This is a genomic window from Amycolatopsis sp. lyj-90, assembly GCF_046549035.1.
GTDB lineage: Bacteria > Actinomycetota > Actinomycetes > Mycobacteriales > Pseudonocardiaceae > Amycolatopsis.
On record NZ_JAJPWP010000010.1, the window covers coordinates 42,258 to 55,474 of the forward strand.

Genomic DNA, 13,217 nt, shown 5'->3' on the forward strand with positions numbered 1-13,217 from the left:
AGCCCCCGCTTCGTAGCCGTTCGCTCGACGACTCACACTACCGGGTGGATCAGAACGCGGGGCCCTTCGCGAAATAGGCCTTGCAGCCCAGGTTGTACTCGGTGGAGATCTGCAGCACGTTCTTGCCGCCGTCGACCGGCAGCAGGGTCGAGCTGTAGTTGGGGCAGAAGTTGTTGTGGATGCCGGTGATGTGCACGGGCGCGGGCAGCTCGTACCAGTTCCCGGCGCCGAAGTTGTCGTTCGCCAGCAGGACCTGGCCGTTCTTGGGCTGGGGGACGCCGGCGGCGTTGGTGTAGATCTGCCCGACCATCACCAGCCGCACGCCGTTCGGGCCGCCGGGGAACAGCGTGATCGTCTGGGCGTGCTGGAAGTAGTTGCCGCTGGCAGTGGTGACGCGGGTGCCGGGATCGAGGGGGTCGCCCCAGTTGGCGCCGTCGGAGGAGATCTTGAAGTACGGGTCGCAGTAGCGGTTGCCGTAGTTGCAGATCTCGTAGGCCAGGTAGTACCGGCCGTCGGGGAGCCTGCGGATGATCGGCATCCCCGGCCGCACCCGGTGGGGCGGGATGGCCATCGTGCGCTGCTTGGTGCCCCAGTGCACCCCGTCCGTGGAAGCGACCCGGTTCATCACCTGCGCGAACTGCGGCGCCTCGGTCTCGTCGGCGTAGTGCAGCCACAGTGTGCCGCCCGCGTCGACGACGAACTCCGGCTCCCAGATGCCGTCGTGGTTGTGGGAGCGGGCGGCCTCGGACAGGAAGGCCCAGCTGCGTCCGGCGTCCCGGCTGTACCAGATCTTGATGCCGATCCGCCGCTGCGGACCGGCGTCCTGACGGTAGCTCGCGGCCCACAGCAAGGTGCCCGCGCGGAGCCTGCCGACTCGCTGCGGCAGCTCGTACAGCGTTCCGCAGCACATGCCGTAGCGGCCGTCGCGGTCGCGGACCTCGCCGATCTTGTGGAAGCTCTGCCCCTCGTCGGTGCTTTCCATGATCGGGGTGAACTTGCCGCTGGCGTCCTCGCTGGTCAGCGACGCGAGGATGCGGCCTCGGCCGATCGCGGAATGCTCCAGCCGGATCAGCCGTGCGTACGAGCCGTAGCCGGGCACGAGCTGTTGCCGTTCCGCGGCCTGCGCGGAGGTGAACAGCGACGCGATCACGGTGAGTGACAGCGCTAGGGCGAGTGCGGAGCTGAAACGGCGCTTCATCGGAACCTTCCTTGAACGCGATCGCCGGATTACAACACGGGCATTTGTCCATTTCGGACTCCAGCGAAGGCGTTGCGGAAGAAACCCACGCCCGGGTGGCGTGAATCGCTCGGCCGGGTGGCCCGGTAACGCTGGGCTATCGGCCCGCGAAGATCCCAGGAGTGACCATCTAGGGGGATGTACGTGATCAGGCGCTTGTGCGCGGCCGCGAGTGCCGTGCTGCTGACCGCGGGCCTGCTGGCCTGCTCGCCGCCGAACACGGGCCGCGTCGTCGCGCGGGCCGCGTCGGACGGACTGCGCTCACCTTCGGCGACTCCCACGCCGCCGCCGACGTCCACCACCACCCCGCCACCAGGCCCCCAGCCGGTGGAGAAGCATTCGGGCAAGGGGAACGCGTCGGTCCCCACGACCTGGCCGATGCGCCTCGGCTTCGTGACCTTCGACTGTCCGAAGTGTTCCGGGCACGTCGCGGTCAACACCGAGCACGAGCTGATCGTCAACGACGCAGGCCCGTACAAGGGCACGCAGTGGATCAACGACATGCCCGGCTACCAGGCGAAGACGTTCACCATCAAGGCCAACGCCGCCTGGACGCTGACCGTCACCGACGAAAGCGGCCTGCCCGTGCTGGAACCGGGCAAGGCCCTCTCGGGCAAGCGCGACGTGGTCTTCTTCGTGCCCGAGGCCGTCTCGGCGGTCGCCGTCACCACCAAGGGCAACGGCAACACCGCGGTGTGGGTGCACGGCGGCGACTACTCGGATCTCCCCGTGAACCAGCTCGGCGACTACCAGGGCAGCGTGCCCGTGCCCGGCCCCGCGTACGTCTCGCTCGAAGGCGACGGGAGCTGGACGGTCACCGCGTCTTAGGTATGACGAAGGCCACCTTCGGTGCTCCCGAAGGTGGCCTTGTCGATGCCGCTGTCAGCGGTAGTTCGTGAACTGCGTCTGACCAGGGGTTATGGGGAGACGTAGGGCTTTGACTGCGGGTTTGTGCCTGTTGCTGGTCGTTGTCGGTCATCGTTGGTCGGTGCCATCTGTACCGGATTTGTACCTAACCTCGTGGTTACGCGTTGACGCTGTGACGGGGTTGCGCTGGTGGAACGGCTGTGTCGAGCGGTGAGGGTGACGTATCATGGCCGTATGGCTGCGAAGGATGTCCACGTTGTGCCGACCGCGACAGGTGGTTGGCGCGTCGTGACGCCCGCGCAGCAATCTGAGCGTTCGCGCGTCTTCAAGACTCAACATGAAGCCGTTAACTACGCTCTTGCGACGCAGCGGAATCGACGAATCAGTGATGTGACGTATTCCGCGAAGACTGGTGCTTTTAGGGCTGAGGTCAAAAAAGGTCGAAGGACGACCGTTCGTGCTAAGGGTGCGTCAAAGCGTAAGCCCACGGTTGCCGGTGTGTCGCCTAGGCTGGAGAATCTTCGGCAGATGCAGGCGGAGCACGACGCGACTGGCGCCCCGGGTAGCAGCTTTCTTGAGGCTATTAAAACTGCTGCTATGGTCAATGAGGCTGCGCTAAATCGGTTGGCGAAGTAGTCAAAATTCGTGGCTGACGACGTCAGGTACCTTAATTTCGACTACTTCGTAGTCGCCGCCTCTGTTGCGCTCAAGATGCCGGAGCCCACTGTTCGAGCCGTGGTCGACGTCGGTCTGGCCGAGTCTGCGCTTGCAGCACCTGCGGCAGGTTTCGGTGACCATGAGCAGTACGAGCGGTTTCCGGACAAAGTTGCGATCCTGTTGCAGCGCATCGCTTCGAATCACCCGCTACCCGATGGGAACAAGCGAACGGCGCTGTTATGTGCGATTGGTTTTTCGGCCTTGAATGGATGGGATTGGGTACCTCCGGCGGCTGACGAGGACGATGGAAAAGAGACGGACGACGTAGTGCGTGCTGCTGCTGCGGGTAATGTGCCGCTTCCCGCGCTGTCTGCTTGGGTGCAGCTTCGGCTAAGGCGCATCGCATAGTCGTCTACGCAGGCAGGTGGGCGACCCTCGCGGCACCTCGTCTACCTGGCACAGCCCCGATCACGTCGCGTCTAAGAGGCTTTCCGTCTTTGCGAAAGAGAACACCCGTTGACTGGCGTCGTTTGCTGTCATGGTCGACTGATTGCGATGGGTTAAAGGCGGGTTTGATCTTCGATCTAAACCAACAAGTGGGGCCTTTCGTCCATCCCGTCGACCTGGCGTCAGCCCGATCGAGCCTGTCAAGGGGGCACAGGCCTACTGTCGTGAGTTTGCCGCCGGACTGCCCCCTTGACAGGCTCGATAGCCCTCTGGGAGGTCGATGGGATGGACGACAGGCACTCACGAACGCGACTTCCGTGCTTTCCCGGCCATCCCGGAGACCTGCCCGTCCGGCGAGGACATTGCTTGTTGACGGAGCCTTCCCGCGGAGCTACGCCGGCATCGCTGTTTGCCCTGGTCGATGACTTGAAACCTTATTGGCGGCCTCTTCGGCGGGTGGCCGCTGGTTGGCTTTTCCACGGGCGACCGCCGGGGACCGGCCGCCAGGCCGCATGCCCCGGCGGGGCTTGCCCGTGGATCGAACACTCTGCCAGCGGCCCCGGAGGGGCCGCCTTGATCCAGTAGAGAAAGTTCTCACCAAGCGCCCGGCTCACCGGCATGGGATCTACGGAGATCAGCCCGCCGGGAACTCGTACGCAAGCTCGTACTTGTCGCCAGACAAGCGCATGTCGTTCATCTCGACCGCTCGACCTTCTGTGCTGTAGGCAATCCGCCGAACCGCGAAGATCGGAGTTCCGTTGTCGAGCTGGAGCATGGACGCCTCTTCAGGAGTCGGCATACGAGTGCTGACTGTCTCCACGAAGTGGTCTAGCGGGTACCCGGCTTCTTCAAGGCGTGCGTAGCTACCGCCCTTGCCAGTGTCCACCTGCTCGATCAGCGTGGCCCGCGTGATCTCCCTGGGAAGCCGAGACGTTGCGAGCTGGACCGGCAGGCCATTCGCTCGCATGACTCGTTCTCGGACCGTCACCTCCGCACCCTCGTCAATGCCAAGCGCTGTTGCCGTGTCCGTATCCGCTGGCTCAAAGGTGATCTTCACGCTGACACTCGGTGTGAACTTGTTCGCCTCGGCATCCCCGAGGAACGCACCCTTGTTCTCGGCGCGGGCTGCCCGGCTGAGCCTGCTCCGGCTGAGGCGCTCAACCCTGTGCGGCGGGCGGATGAACACACCCTTGCCATGCTCTGCGCTCACGAGTCCCTCCGAGCGGAGAAGTCCAACGGCTTCACGGATAGTGATCCGCGAAACGCCATAGGTCTCGACCAAGATGCGCTCGGACGGGAGCTTGTCACCAGGGTTGTACTCGCCGGTGTTGATCTTTTCCCGCAGGTCACCGGCCACCTGACGGTAGGCCGGTAGTCCGCTCGCTCGGTCGATCATCGACAACACCCTTACTGGTCAGTGCATCAGGACGTCACTACAAGTATCCCACCTGGCGACGGTCAAACACCACAGGGCTGGACAACTCATCTTGACATCATGACCAGTTGCGGTCATTCTGAACTGGTCAGCTTGTCATGACCAGTTAGGAGAGCTCGATGGGTGCCTTAGCTGCGCTGGATGATGACGAACGACCGCATGTGACGGTGATCCCGGATCGGTTCCGGTTCTCGGATGAGAATCCGCTGACGTTGGAGCCGTACGCGCGGAACAAGTTCGGTGATCTCCCGCCGTTCGTGGAGGACGTGATCACGGACGTGGTGGGCCTTTCCGGTGCGGAGTGGGACGCGCTGGTGGATGCGGGGGAGACCTACACCGTGGTCGGCCCGTTCCGCTCCTACTCGCTGGCACGGTTCCTGCGGTCGGTCGCGCGACGGGGTGACGAGGGTGCGCCTGCCGGGACGTGCCCGGACTGCTGGGGCACTCTGGTGGTCCGTGACAGGGACGGTTCGCTGACCGGGCGCGTCGGCGGTGCCGCTATCTGCCTCTGCGCGGAGGGCTGATGGTCGCCGCTCCGCTGGGCCTGCGGGAGATGGCGGCCACGTTCACCGAGTCCGGCGTCCTGGACCCGGCCCTGGCCCACGTCCTCTCCCGCGCCGACTTCGACACCTGGTCCGGGAAAGTCCAGGCCGCTCGGGGCTGTGTGAAGCCAGTCCGGATGGCCGGATCGTCCACAGTGGTCGACGGTTCGGGCGCGGTCGTCTCGGAGCTGTCCGGCAACGTGTTCGTCCCGTGCAAGAACCGTCGCGCGGCTGTGTGCGAGTCCTGCTCGGCGCACTACGCCCACGACACATTCCACCTCATCCGCGCCGGGATGGCCGGTGGCAAGGGCGTCCCCGAGACCGTCACCGGCCATCTGCGGGTCCTAGCGACGCTGACCGCTCCGTCGTTCGGGAAAGTCCACTCGCGACCAGTCCGCAATGGACACGTCCGCCGCTGCTCGTGCGGAGAGCTCCACTCCCAGTACGACGACGCTCTCGGTACGCCGGTGGACCCGGACACGTACGACTACGCGGGGTCGGTGTTGTGGCAGGCCCACGCTGGGGAACTCTGGCGACGGTTCACCATCGCCGTGGGCCGCAAACTCGCCCGCGCTCTGGGCATCCGGGCGGCTGAGCTGCGGCAGGTCATGCGCCTGTCGTATGCCAAGGTCGCCGAATACCAGCGTCGGGGGCTGATCCACTTTCACGCGGTCGTCCGGATCGACGGCCCGGAAGGCCCGGACGGTCCGCCCCCGCCGTCCACTTTTCTGGACGCCGACGTCCTCGCGGCCGTTATCCAGGAAGCCGCGGCTTCGGTCCTCGTGCGCACCCCCGAGTCCTCTGCTGTGGGCGCGCGGGATCTGGCGTGGGGTGATCAGGTCGACGTCGAGCCCATCGCGACGTCGGAAGGCACCTCGGAGGACTCCGGCGACGGCTGGCATGACCGGCGTGTCGCGGGCTATGTCGCGAAGTACGCCACCAAGGGCACCCGCCTGACCGAAGGCTCCGACTACCGGATCCGCTCGGCTGAGCACATCGAACAGCTCGACGTCACCGAGCACCACAAGCAGCTCATGCGCACGGCATGGCGTCTCGGTGGACTGCCTGAGTTCGAGGAACTGAACCTGCGGAAGTGGGCGCACATGCTCGGCTTCCGAGGCCACTTCCTGACCAAGTCGCGTCGCTACTCCACCACCTTCGGGGCGATCCGCCGCACCCGCGCCGAATACCGCCTCGACGAACAGCGCGAAGCCCTGGGCATCGCCGACACCGAGCCCCTGACCGTCGTCAACGACTGGTCCATGACCGGCATCGGCTACCACAACGACGCTGAACGACGCCTCGCCGCCATGTTCTCCGAACTCCACCTCGCCCGACGCAAGCTCGACGGCCAAGACGATGATGCTGGGGCACCCGATGGCCGTTGATGACCTTTGGTACCTGCGGAAACGTGACTCTGTCACCGGTGAGCGGCTGCGTTCAAAGCGACACGGACGCGGCAAGCGCTGGCGTGTGCGCTGGGTTGACCCGGACACCGGGCAGGACCGGACTGAGCTTTTCGAGCGGCGGGCTGACGCTGATCGGCACGACGCGAACATGCACGCCGACATTTCGCGCGGTCAGTACGTCGACCCGCGCGCCGGACGGCTGACGTTCAAGGCGTACGCGGACCAGTGGCGGCAGACGTTGCTGCATCGCCCGAGCACGGCCGAACGCACCGAGCGCGTCATCCGGCGGCACCTGGTACCCGTGCTCGGTGATCTGCCTATCGCGCAGATTCGTAGCTCGCATATTCGGGGCTGGGTAAAGGATCGGGCCGTCAAGCTTGCTCCGAGCACGCTCGCGGTTGTCTACTTTGGAACGTTGGTCCCGCTGTTCAACGCGGCTGTGGCCGACAAGCGCATCGGGACGTCTCCGTGCGTCGGTATCCGTCTGCCGGAGATCGAGGACGCCAAGTACTACATCGCGCGGCCGGAAGAGGTCCACGCGCTGCACGACGCACTCCCTGAGCGATACCGGCCGATTGTCTACCTGGCGGCCGGTTGCGGCTGGCGAGGTGGTGAGATCTTCGGTCTGGAGCGCGATGCGATCAACTTCGACACGATGGAGGTCGAGGTACGCCACCAGCTCACCGTGGTGTCCGGTCGCACGCCCTATCTGGCCCCTCCGAAGACGAAGACCAGTCGCCGGGTGAACGAGCTGCCGACACTGGTCTCGAACTCGCTGCGCAGCCATCTGGAGACCTTCCGGTCGCTGCCGGAGGAGATCGACGACGAGACCGACCCCCGCCGGCCGATTCGGCGACCCGCCGACCTGGTGTTCACACGGGGTGATGGTCGACCGATCCACCGGGCTGACTGGTCGTACATCTGGCGTCCGGCCGTGAAGGCGGCTGGCCTGCCGGAGGGCTTCGGTCTCCGCGACCTGCGGCACTACTTCGCCACGGTGCTGATCTTCGGTGGAGCGAACGTCAAGACCGTCCAGCTCGCCATGGGCCACACGACGCCCACAGTGACGCTCAACACCTACGTCGGCTACTGGCCGGATGCCGTCGACCAGACGCGCACGCTCGTCGACTCCGCGCTGAGTTGTACCGGGGTTGTACCCACGGGCACCCGCTGACGGATACCCGCAGGTCAGAGCCCATCGATCACCGGTAGTTCGTGAACTGCAGCGCGATCTCGAAGTCCTTGCCCTTGAGCAAGGCGATCACGTCCTGCAGCTGGTCCTTCTTCTTGCCGGACACCCGCAGCTGGTCGCCCTGGATCTGCGCCTGGACGCCCTTGGGGCCTTCGTCGCGGATGAACTTGGCGATCTGCTTCGCCTTGTCCGACGCGATCCCCTGCAGGATCTTGCCGCCGATCTTGTAGATCTTGCCGGACAACGCCGGCTCGTCCGCCTCGAAGGCCTTCAGGGAGATGCCGCGCTTGATCAGCTTCTCCTTGAACACCTCGACCGCCGCCAGCGCCCGCTCTTCGGTCTCCGACTCGATCGCGATCGCCTCCTCGCCGGACCAGTCGATCTTGGTCCCGGTACCCCGGAAGTCGAACCGTGTACCGAGTTCCTTGCTGGCCTGGTTGAGGGCGTTGTCCACCTCCTGGCGATCGACCTTGCTCACCACGTCGAAAGAGGGATCCGCCACGTGTTCTCACACCTCGTACTCGCTTGTCAGGAGCTTCCACCCTAGCCCTGCGGAACCCGGTTGACCGGCCCGCCATGGCATTGGGTATTCTTTCGTCTCGACCGGGCTTGCCCGGCCACGGCGAGTTGCCCGAGCGGCCAAAGGGATCTGACTGTAAATCAGACGGCTACGCCTTCGGGGGTTCGAATCCCTCACTCGCCACACCAGAGCGGCCCTGTGACCCAGTCACGGGGCCGCTCTTGTTCGTACGCTGGGGAGATGCGACTGCCCGAACCGTCACGGCTCATGCAGCCGACGACGACGGTGCGCCGGTCCTGGCTGGACGGTGAGCTGGCGGATCGCCTGGCCGACGGGGGTTCGACGGAGCTGCTGGAGCGCGCCACCGCGGACTTCGAGCGGTTCGTCGCCGAACGGCGGAGAGGATCGGTTCTGGATAACGATCCCGCCGGAGCCTTAGGCGCTACCGGCCACGACCCCGCTTCTGCGGCCAGGCCGGATGCGTGTTCGGTTCGGCCAGGTCTTCGAGGTAGGTGTGCTCGCTGAAGTCGTCGTCCGTCGCGGGTGCTCGTCGCGCGCGCCGGGGCGGGGCCGCCGGAGCGGGGGCCGACTCCAGTTCCGCGGCGACCTCGGCCAGCAGCGGCCACAGCTTCTCCTGGGCCCTCGGCGCGAACAGCGCCTGCGCGAGCGGGTGCTCGCACTTCCCGGAGGCGACCTCTTCCCAGCTGAACTTGCCTTCCCGGACGCAGTCGGCCGCCCGTGCCAGGCGCGGCGGGACGTCGGGCCGGGCCGCCGCACGGCCGAACACCTCGGCCGTGAACTTCGACGCGTCGACCATGACCGTCACCTCCGTCGTTCTCCCGCCGCTACGCCGGAATACGACCCTACCGAGCCCGGTAGCGCAACAGCTCGATCCCTTCAGCCTCTCGATCTCCGTGCGCAGGTCGCCGGAGAGGACCGTCGTGTTCTCCCACGCCGGCTCCGTCAGCGTGCTGGAGACATCAGGAGATCGGCGGGACATGCTCCTTTACGCGTCGCCGTGTACCGCGCGCCTCGATTCGTACCAGGCCTCCCCAACGGGTTCGCCCGCCAGGTTCCAGCTCCACGACACCGTCGGTGTGACGCGTGCGTAGATACCCGGGCCGACCGTTCCCACCCGGTCGACAGGATCCGCGGCTTCGCCGTAGATCCGGATGCCGCGCGCGATGAAGGGGTCGAGCGAGACGAGGTCGTCGATGACCAAGGCGACTTTGCGTTGTCCCGCTTGGATGTTGCGGAACTTCCGGGTCGCGAGGACCGACTCGCCCCCGCCGCCGACCCAGAAGTGCGTGCCGTCGAACTCGAACGCCAGCGGGACGACGTCGGGCTGTTCGCCGTCTTCCGACAGGGTCGCGAAGCGGGCCAAGGGCTGTGAACGCAGGTACGCGATCTCTTCGTCTGTGAAGGCCATGGCGCCATGGTCCTCGCTCAAGCCGGGAAAACCTCCGCGCCGTCGAGGATCAGCATGTCGGTGACGAAGCAGACCGGGGTGCCGTCGGCCGCCCGGCCGATCCAGGTCGGATAGCTCCCGTCACCCCACCCGGTGGTGAACGCGATGATGTTCCCGTCTGCTCCGGCGGGGGCCACTTCGCAGTAGGGATCCACCTCGGTGAACTTCTCCAGGAGTTCGTCGTCCATCTCTTCGGGAAGTGCCGTGACGTCGGCGAAACAGCCTGTGCCGCTGTCCACGCCGTAGCCGTAGAACTCCCCGTCCCCGAGAAAGAGCGCGTCCTGCCCCGGCCAGAGCGCGGCCTCCCAGGTGACCACCGGAACGTCGGCGACGACGAGTTTGGCGGCGGCGGCCCGTTCGTGGGCGGGTTCGTCGACGAACCGGATCATGGCGAGCTCGACCCGGTACTCCCCGGGCGGCACGGTGACCGTGAAATGCCCGGTTTCCGAATCCAGGAAGGCCGGATCCGAGGCGACCAGTCTGCCGCTGGGCATCCGGAGTTTCCCGGCGTCCCGAAGCTCGATTTCGACGAGACTTCGGCTGTCGCTCAACGAAAAGCGTGTGCCTGCGGTGAACATCCCGTCCAGGTCGGAAGGGCGCAGGGGAACGGAAGGGCGCCAAGGGCGCTCTTCGGCGGGCATCGGAGGATCGGTTTCGGGAGCTTCCGGGGCCTGGAGGATCAGCGGCCCCGAGTTCGCGAGCGGTTCCCAGTCGCCGAAGGCGGGCTTCGGCATGGTCAGCTCGGACACCGCCTTCCGTACGTGGCCACTGCTGGAACCGCCGCCGTAGCCGCGGGGAGCCCGGTGCACCCACCCCTCACCGTCGGGGCCGAAGGACAGCTCCGTCCGGCCGGCGGTCTTCTTGTCGAACTCCTCCTGGTCATCGGATTTGTAGTGCCACTGCTCGACTTTCATCAGGAACAGGGCGCCGTCTTCGAGCAGGCGATACTCGAACGAAGCGCGGCGCCTGCCCTGTTCGTCGATGTGATGGCAGCGGGCGAAGCGGTGCTGCCAGGCGATTTCGAGCAGCACCGGCGGAATCTCGGTGCCTGGACGCACCAGAGCGACGGCGTACTGCTCGCCGGTGGTGTCCCGTTCCCGGGCGGTGCCGGGGGCGAGCCTGCCGACCAGTGCGCGGGCGACCGGATCCCAGCCCTCGCAGTGGATGACGTCGAACGAAGTCCCCTCAGACATGGGGCGAACCTAGCGGGTCCCCCCGACAAGACCCCTAGGATGCCCCTCAGACCGAAGGGGGACAACGTGTTCGCGATCCAACCGTGGCATCTGCTCATCCTGCTGCTGGCGATCGTCTTCGTCGGGGCCGTCATCGTCGCCGTGGTGATGGCGGGACGGAACCGGTGAACTACTCGCGGATCGCGTAGTCACCGAAGGCCGGTTCCAGCAGCTCAAAGGCTCGCTGGGTCGCCTTCGTCAGTGCCGCGGCGATCTCGTCGTTGCTTTCGCCCGCGTGGGACCGCCGGAGGACGTCGCGGAACAGGACGCGGTCGATCGCGTTGAGCTCGGCGGCCGCCATGACCGGGGTGACGTCGTCCGCGTCGGCTCCGGTCTCGGTCGCGAGCAGGTCGGCGAGCGCCGCTTCCCGGAGCTCGTGCAGTTCGCGCAGACGTGCGGTCAGGGTCGGGCTCTCCAGCACCATTTTCGCGAAGACCGGCCCGGTGAAACCGATCACGGGCGAATGCGCCGCCACCGCGTCCAGGAAGGTGCGCCGTAGCGCGGCCAGCGCCGACTCACCCGTCTTCCTGGCGCGGACGGCGTTCGCCAGCCCGTTCGTGAACTCCTCGTGCTGGTCCAGCGCCAGGTCTTCCTTGCGCGCGAAGTAGTTGGTGACGGTCTTCTTCGCGACCCTCGCCGCCGCGGCGATCTCGGCGATCGTCGTCTCCTCGAAGCCCTTCTCGATGAAGAGCTGCGTCGCCTGGTCGGAGATCAGCTGCCGCGTCTCCTGCTTCTTGAGCTCTCGCAAACCCACATCCGTGCTGGTCATGGGCGAAGTTTACCACCGGCGTAAAAATATCCTTGACTTATGGTAGGTCGAATGTAAACTTACGTCCGTACTACCGACTGAGAGAGAAGAGGCTCCTTGCCCGCTCGAATCCCCCAAGGCAACGAAGGCACCGGCCGCGCCCAGGTCCGCCGGGGCGACCGCCGCCATCAGCAGCCGTTCCCCGGCCGCTCGACGCCGGTGCGCCGCTCGATCGGTGTCCCGCGCCGCCGGTCGTACTGACCGATCAGCTCATTCCGAAAACACACTGCCGACCGAAGGGGATAGCCCATGAACGTTCTTGCTTCCACCGTCTCGCTGACCGTCGACGACGTCGCCGCTTCCAGCCGCTTCTTCATCGAGCACTTCGGCTTCACGGAGCAGATGGCCGCGGAGGGATTCGTGTCCCTCGGGCATGAAAGCGCGAAGCTGACCATCGTCCTGCTCCAGGCGGGGATCGAGGTTCTGCCGGAGAATCTGCGGCAGCAGTGCGCGTCCGGAGTGATCGTGGCCTTCACGGTCGAGAATCTCGAAGCCGAGGAGAAGCGACTCCGCGCCGAGGGCGTCGAGATCACGTTGCCGCTGAGGGAAGAGCCGTGGGGAGAGCGTCTCTTCATGGTCACCGACCCGAACGGCGTGTCCGTGGAACTCGTGGAATGGGTGCAGCAGTAAGGAAAAACCGAAGCGGGGCCTGGTCCACAGTGGACCGGGCCCCGCTTTTCCCGTGAGCGCTACTTCATCGTGGCGAGCTGGATCAGGTTGCCGCAGGTGTCGTCGAAGACGGCGGTGACCACCGGGCCCAGGTCGACGGCGTCCTGGGTGAACTCGACGCCCAGTCCCTTGAGCCGCTCGACCTCGGCGAACACGTCGTCGACGGCGAACTGGGTGAACGGGATCCCGTCGCCCACGAGAGCGTTCTTGAACGGCTTCGCCGCGGGGTGGCCGTCCGGTTCCAGCAGGAGCTCGACGCCGTCGGGATTCGCGGGGGAGACCACGGTGAGCCAGCGGGCGTCGCCGGTGGGCACGTCGTGTTTTTTGATGAACCCCAGTTTCTCGGTGTAGAAGGCGAGCGCCTTGGCCTGGTCGTCGACGAAGACGCTGGTGATGTTGATGCGGATCACGGGTTCGGTTCCTCTCGGTCGATGGGCCACCGCTCGGCGATCGAGCGCAGCGGGCTCGTGTCGAGGTGGTGGAACTTGTAGCGGCCCTGCCGCCGGGTGTGCACCAGACCGGCCTGTTCGAGCATCGCGAGATGCTGCGAGATGGCCTGCCTCGACGAGGAGAGACCGTGTTTCATGGTCAGCCGTCCGCAGAGCTCGAACAGCGTCTGACCGTCTTTCTCGGTCAGCTCGTCCAGGATGGTTCGCCGCGTCGGGTCACCGATCGCCTTGAACAGGTCGTCGTCCACCACCCCGTTATAGGCAAGTCGTCACTTGCCTGTCAAA

17 protein-coding genes and 1 tRNA gene are annotated in these 13,217 nt (G+C 65.8%); 9 read left to right on the top strand and 9 right to left on the bottom strand.

Features of this window, described 5'->3' with window-relative positions; translation table 11 throughout:
• Positions 1–49: 49 nt before the first annotated feature.
• Positions 50–1,198: a sialidase family protein gene (locus tag ACLJPX_RS33185; RefSeq protein ID WP_410604384.1), complete on the bottom strand. Its 1,149-nt coding sequence runs from the start codon at positions 1,196–1,198 to the stop codon at positions 50–52.
• A 177-nt stretch (positions 1,199–1,375) separates the two neighbouring features.
• On the opposite strand from ACLJPX_RS33185, the gene ACLJPX_RS33190 reads away from it, so the two are divergent.
• The 3 genes from ACLJPX_RS33190 (at position 1,376) to ACLJPX_RS33200 (ending at position 3,169) form a co-directional block, all read left to right on the top strand.
• On the top strand, positions 1,376–2,065 hold the full coding sequence (locus tag ACLJPX_RS33190; RefSeq protein WP_410604385.1) for a hypothetical protein: 690 nt from the start codon (positions 1,376–1,378) through the stop codon (positions 2,063–2,065).
• Positions 2,066–2,338: 273 nt separating this feature from the next.
• The gene (locus tag ACLJPX_RS33195) at positions 2,339–2,740 is read left to right on the top strand and encodes a DUF2188 domain-containing protein (RefSeq protein WP_410604386.1); all 402 of its coding nucleotides are present in this window, start codon (positions 2,339–2,341) and stop codon (positions 2,738–2,740) included.
• 9 nt (positions 2,741–2,749) lie between these two features.
• Positions 2,750–3,169: a Fic family protein gene (locus ACLJPX_RS33200; protein ID WP_410604387.1), complete on the top strand. Its 420-nt coding sequence runs from the start codon at positions 2,750–2,752 to the stop codon at positions 3,167–3,169.
• Between the two features lie 673 nt (positions 3,170–3,842).
• Here ACLJPX_RS33200 and ACLJPX_RS33205 read toward each other — a convergent pair.
• Positions 3,843–4,604, bottom strand: a complete 762-nt coding sequence (locus tag ACLJPX_RS33205) for a GntR family transcriptional regulator (RefSeq protein ID WP_410604388.1) — start codon at positions 4,602–4,604, stop codon at positions 3,843–3,845.
• Between the two features lie 158 nt (positions 4,605–4,762).
• On the opposite strand from ACLJPX_RS33205, the gene ACLJPX_RS33210 reads away from it, so the two are divergent.
• The 3 genes from ACLJPX_RS33210 to ACLJPX_RS33220 are packed head-to-tail and all read left to right on the top strand — an operon-like array spanning position 4,763 to position 7,768.
• Positions 4,763–5,167, top strand: coding sequence for a hypothetical protein (locus ACLJPX_RS33210; RefSeq protein ID WP_410604389.1), 405 nt, complete (start codon positions 4,763–4,765; stop codon positions 5,165–5,167).
• Positions 5,167–6,573: a replication initiator gene (locus ACLJPX_RS33215; protein WP_410604390.1), complete on the top strand. Its 1,407-nt coding sequence runs from the start codon at positions 5,167–5,169 to the stop codon at positions 6,571–6,573. The genes ACLJPX_RS33210 and ACLJPX_RS33215 overlap by 1 nt, the downstream gene beginning before the upstream one ends.
• Entirely contained in the window at positions 6,563–7,768 is a 1,206-nt protein-coding gene (locus ACLJPX_RS33220) for a tyrosine-type recombinase/integrase (protein ID WP_410604391.1), read from the top strand. The genes ACLJPX_RS33215 and ACLJPX_RS33220 overlap by 11 nt, the downstream gene beginning before the upstream one ends.
• A 28-nt stretch (positions 7,769–7,796) precedes the next feature.
• On the opposite strand, the gene ACLJPX_RS33225 is transcribed toward ACLJPX_RS33220, so the two are convergent.
• Positions 7,797–8,288 (bottom strand): YajQ family cyclic di-GMP-binding protein, encoded by a 492-nt coding sequence (locus ACLJPX_RS33225; protein ID WP_007030975.1) that lies wholly within the window; start codon positions 8,286–8,288, stop codon positions 7,797–7,799.
• Between the two features lie 119 nt (positions 8,289–8,407).
• On the opposite strand from ACLJPX_RS33225, the gene ACLJPX_RS33230 reads away from it, so the two are divergent.
• Positions 8,408–8,489, top strand: a tRNA-Tyr gene (locus tag ACLJPX_RS33230).
• Positions 8,490–8,748: 259 nt separating this feature from the next.
• Here the strand turns inward: ACLJPX_RS33230 and ACLJPX_RS33235 are convergent.
• The 4 genes from ACLJPX_RS33235 to ACLJPX_RS33250 all read right to left on the bottom strand — a co-directional run bounded on the left by ACLJPX_RS33235 (position 8,749) and on the right by ACLJPX_RS33250 (position 11,775).
• The gene (locus tag ACLJPX_RS33235; protein WP_410604392.1) at positions 8,749–9,123 is read right to left on the bottom strand and encodes a hypothetical protein; all 375 of its coding nucleotides are present in this window, start codon (positions 9,121–9,123) and stop codon (positions 8,749–8,751) included.
• Between the two features lie 189 nt (positions 9,124–9,312).
• On the bottom strand, positions 9,313–9,735 hold the full coding sequence (locus ACLJPX_RS33240) for a PPOX class F420-dependent oxidoreductase (protein ID WP_410604393.1): 423 nt from the start codon (positions 9,733–9,735) through the stop codon (positions 9,313–9,315).
• Positions 9,736–9,752: 17 nt separating this feature from the next.
• Positions 9,753–10,967 (bottom strand): DUF4241 domain-containing protein, encoded by a 1,215-nt coding sequence (locus tag ACLJPX_RS33245; RefSeq protein WP_410604394.1) that lies wholly within the window; start codon positions 10,965–10,967, stop codon positions 9,753–9,755.
• 169 nt (positions 10,968–11,136) lie between these two features.
• Positions 11,137–11,775 carry a TetR/AcrR family transcriptional regulator gene (locus ACLJPX_RS33250; RefSeq protein WP_410604395.1) on the bottom strand — a complete coding sequence of 213 codons (639 nt, stop codon included), beginning with the start codon at positions 11,773–11,775 and terminating at the stop codon, positions 11,137–11,139.
• Positions 11,776–11,871: 96 nt separating this feature from the next.
• On the opposite strand from ACLJPX_RS33250, the gene ACLJPX_RS33255 reads away from it, so the two are divergent.
• Together ACLJPX_RS33255 and ACLJPX_RS33260 are read left to right on the top strand one after the other, a co-directional pair.
• Positions 11,872–12,015, top strand: coding sequence for a hypothetical protein (locus ACLJPX_RS33255; protein ID WP_410604396.1), 144 nt, complete (start codon positions 11,872–11,874; stop codon positions 12,013–12,015).
• 48 nt (positions 12,016–12,063) lie between these two features.
• Positions 12,064–12,444: a VOC family protein gene (locus tag ACLJPX_RS33260; protein ID WP_410604397.1), complete on the top strand. Its 381-nt coding sequence runs from the start codon at positions 12,064–12,066 to the stop codon at positions 12,442–12,444.
• Positions 12,445–12,503: 59 nt separating this feature from the next.
• Here ACLJPX_RS33260 and ACLJPX_RS33265 read toward each other — a convergent pair whose 3' ends face one another.
• Both ACLJPX_RS33265 and ACLJPX_RS33270 read right to left on the bottom strand, forming a co-directional pair.
• The gene (locus tag ACLJPX_RS33265) at positions 12,504–12,893 is read right to left on the bottom strand and encodes a VOC family protein (RefSeq protein ID WP_101612118.1); all 390 of its coding nucleotides are present in this window, start codon (positions 12,891–12,893) and stop codon (positions 12,504–12,506) included.
• Positions 12,890–13,180 carry an ArsR/SmtB family transcription factor gene (locus tag ACLJPX_RS33270; protein ID WP_101612119.1) on the bottom strand — a complete coding sequence of 97 codons (291 nt, stop codon included), beginning with the start codon at positions 13,178–13,180 and terminating at the stop codon, positions 12,890–12,892. The genes ACLJPX_RS33265 and ACLJPX_RS33270 overlap by 4 nt, the downstream gene beginning before the upstream one ends.
• Positions 13,181–13,217 lie beyond the last annotated feature (37 nt).

What these genes read in the sequence shown, in the direction of transcription:
- ACLJPX_RS33185 (WP_410604384.1), bottom strand. Translation starts at nt 1,198, where the DNA reads ATGAAGCGCCGTTTCAGCTCCGCACTCGCCCTAGCGCTGTCACTCACC.
- ACLJPX_RS33190 (WP_410604385.1), top strand. Translation starts at nt 1,376, where the DNA reads ATGTACGTGATCAGGCGCTTGTGCGCGGCCGCGAGTGCCGTGCTGCTG.
- ACLJPX_RS33195 (WP_410604386.1), top strand. Translation starts at nt 2,339, where the DNA reads ATGGCTGCGAAGGATGTCCACGTTGTGCCGACCGCGACAGGTGGTTGG.
- ACLJPX_RS33205 (WP_410604388.1), bottom strand. Translation starts at nt 4,604, where the DNA reads ATGATCGACCGAGCGAGCGGACTACCGGCCTACCGTCAGGTGGCCGGT.
- ACLJPX_RS33210 (WP_410604389.1), top strand. Translation starts at nt 4,763, where the DNA reads ATGGGTGCCTTAGCTGCGCTGGATGATGACGAACGACCGCATGTGACG.
- ACLJPX_RS33215 (WP_410604390.1), top strand. Translation starts at nt 5,167, where the DNA reads ATGGTCGCCGCTCCGCTGGGCCTGCGGGAGATGGCGGCCACGTTCACC.
- ACLJPX_RS33220 (WP_410604391.1), top strand. Translation starts at nt 6,563, where the DNA reads ATGGCCGTTGATGACCTTTGGTACCTGCGGAAACGTGACTCTGTCACC.
- ACLJPX_RS33235 (WP_410604392.1), bottom strand. Translation starts at nt 9,123, where the DNA reads ATGGTCGACGCGTCGAAGTTCACGGCCGAGGTGTTCGGCCGTGCGGCG.
- ACLJPX_RS33240 (WP_410604393.1), bottom strand. Translation starts at nt 9,735, where the DNA reads ATGGCCTTCACAGACGAAGAGATCGCGTACCTGCGTTCACAGCCCTTG.
- ACLJPX_RS33245 (WP_410604394.1), bottom strand. Translation starts at nt 10,967, where the DNA reads ATGTCTGAGGGGACTTCGTTCGACGTCATCCACTGCGAGGGCTGGGAT.
- ACLJPX_RS33250 (WP_410604395.1), bottom strand. Translation starts at nt 11,775, where the DNA reads ATGACCAGCACGGATGTGGGTTTGCGAGAGCTCAAGAAGCAGGAGACG.
- ACLJPX_RS33260 (WP_410604397.1), top strand. Translation starts at nt 12,064, where the DNA reads ATGAACGTTCTTGCTTCCACCGTCTCGCTGACCGTCGACGACGTCGCC.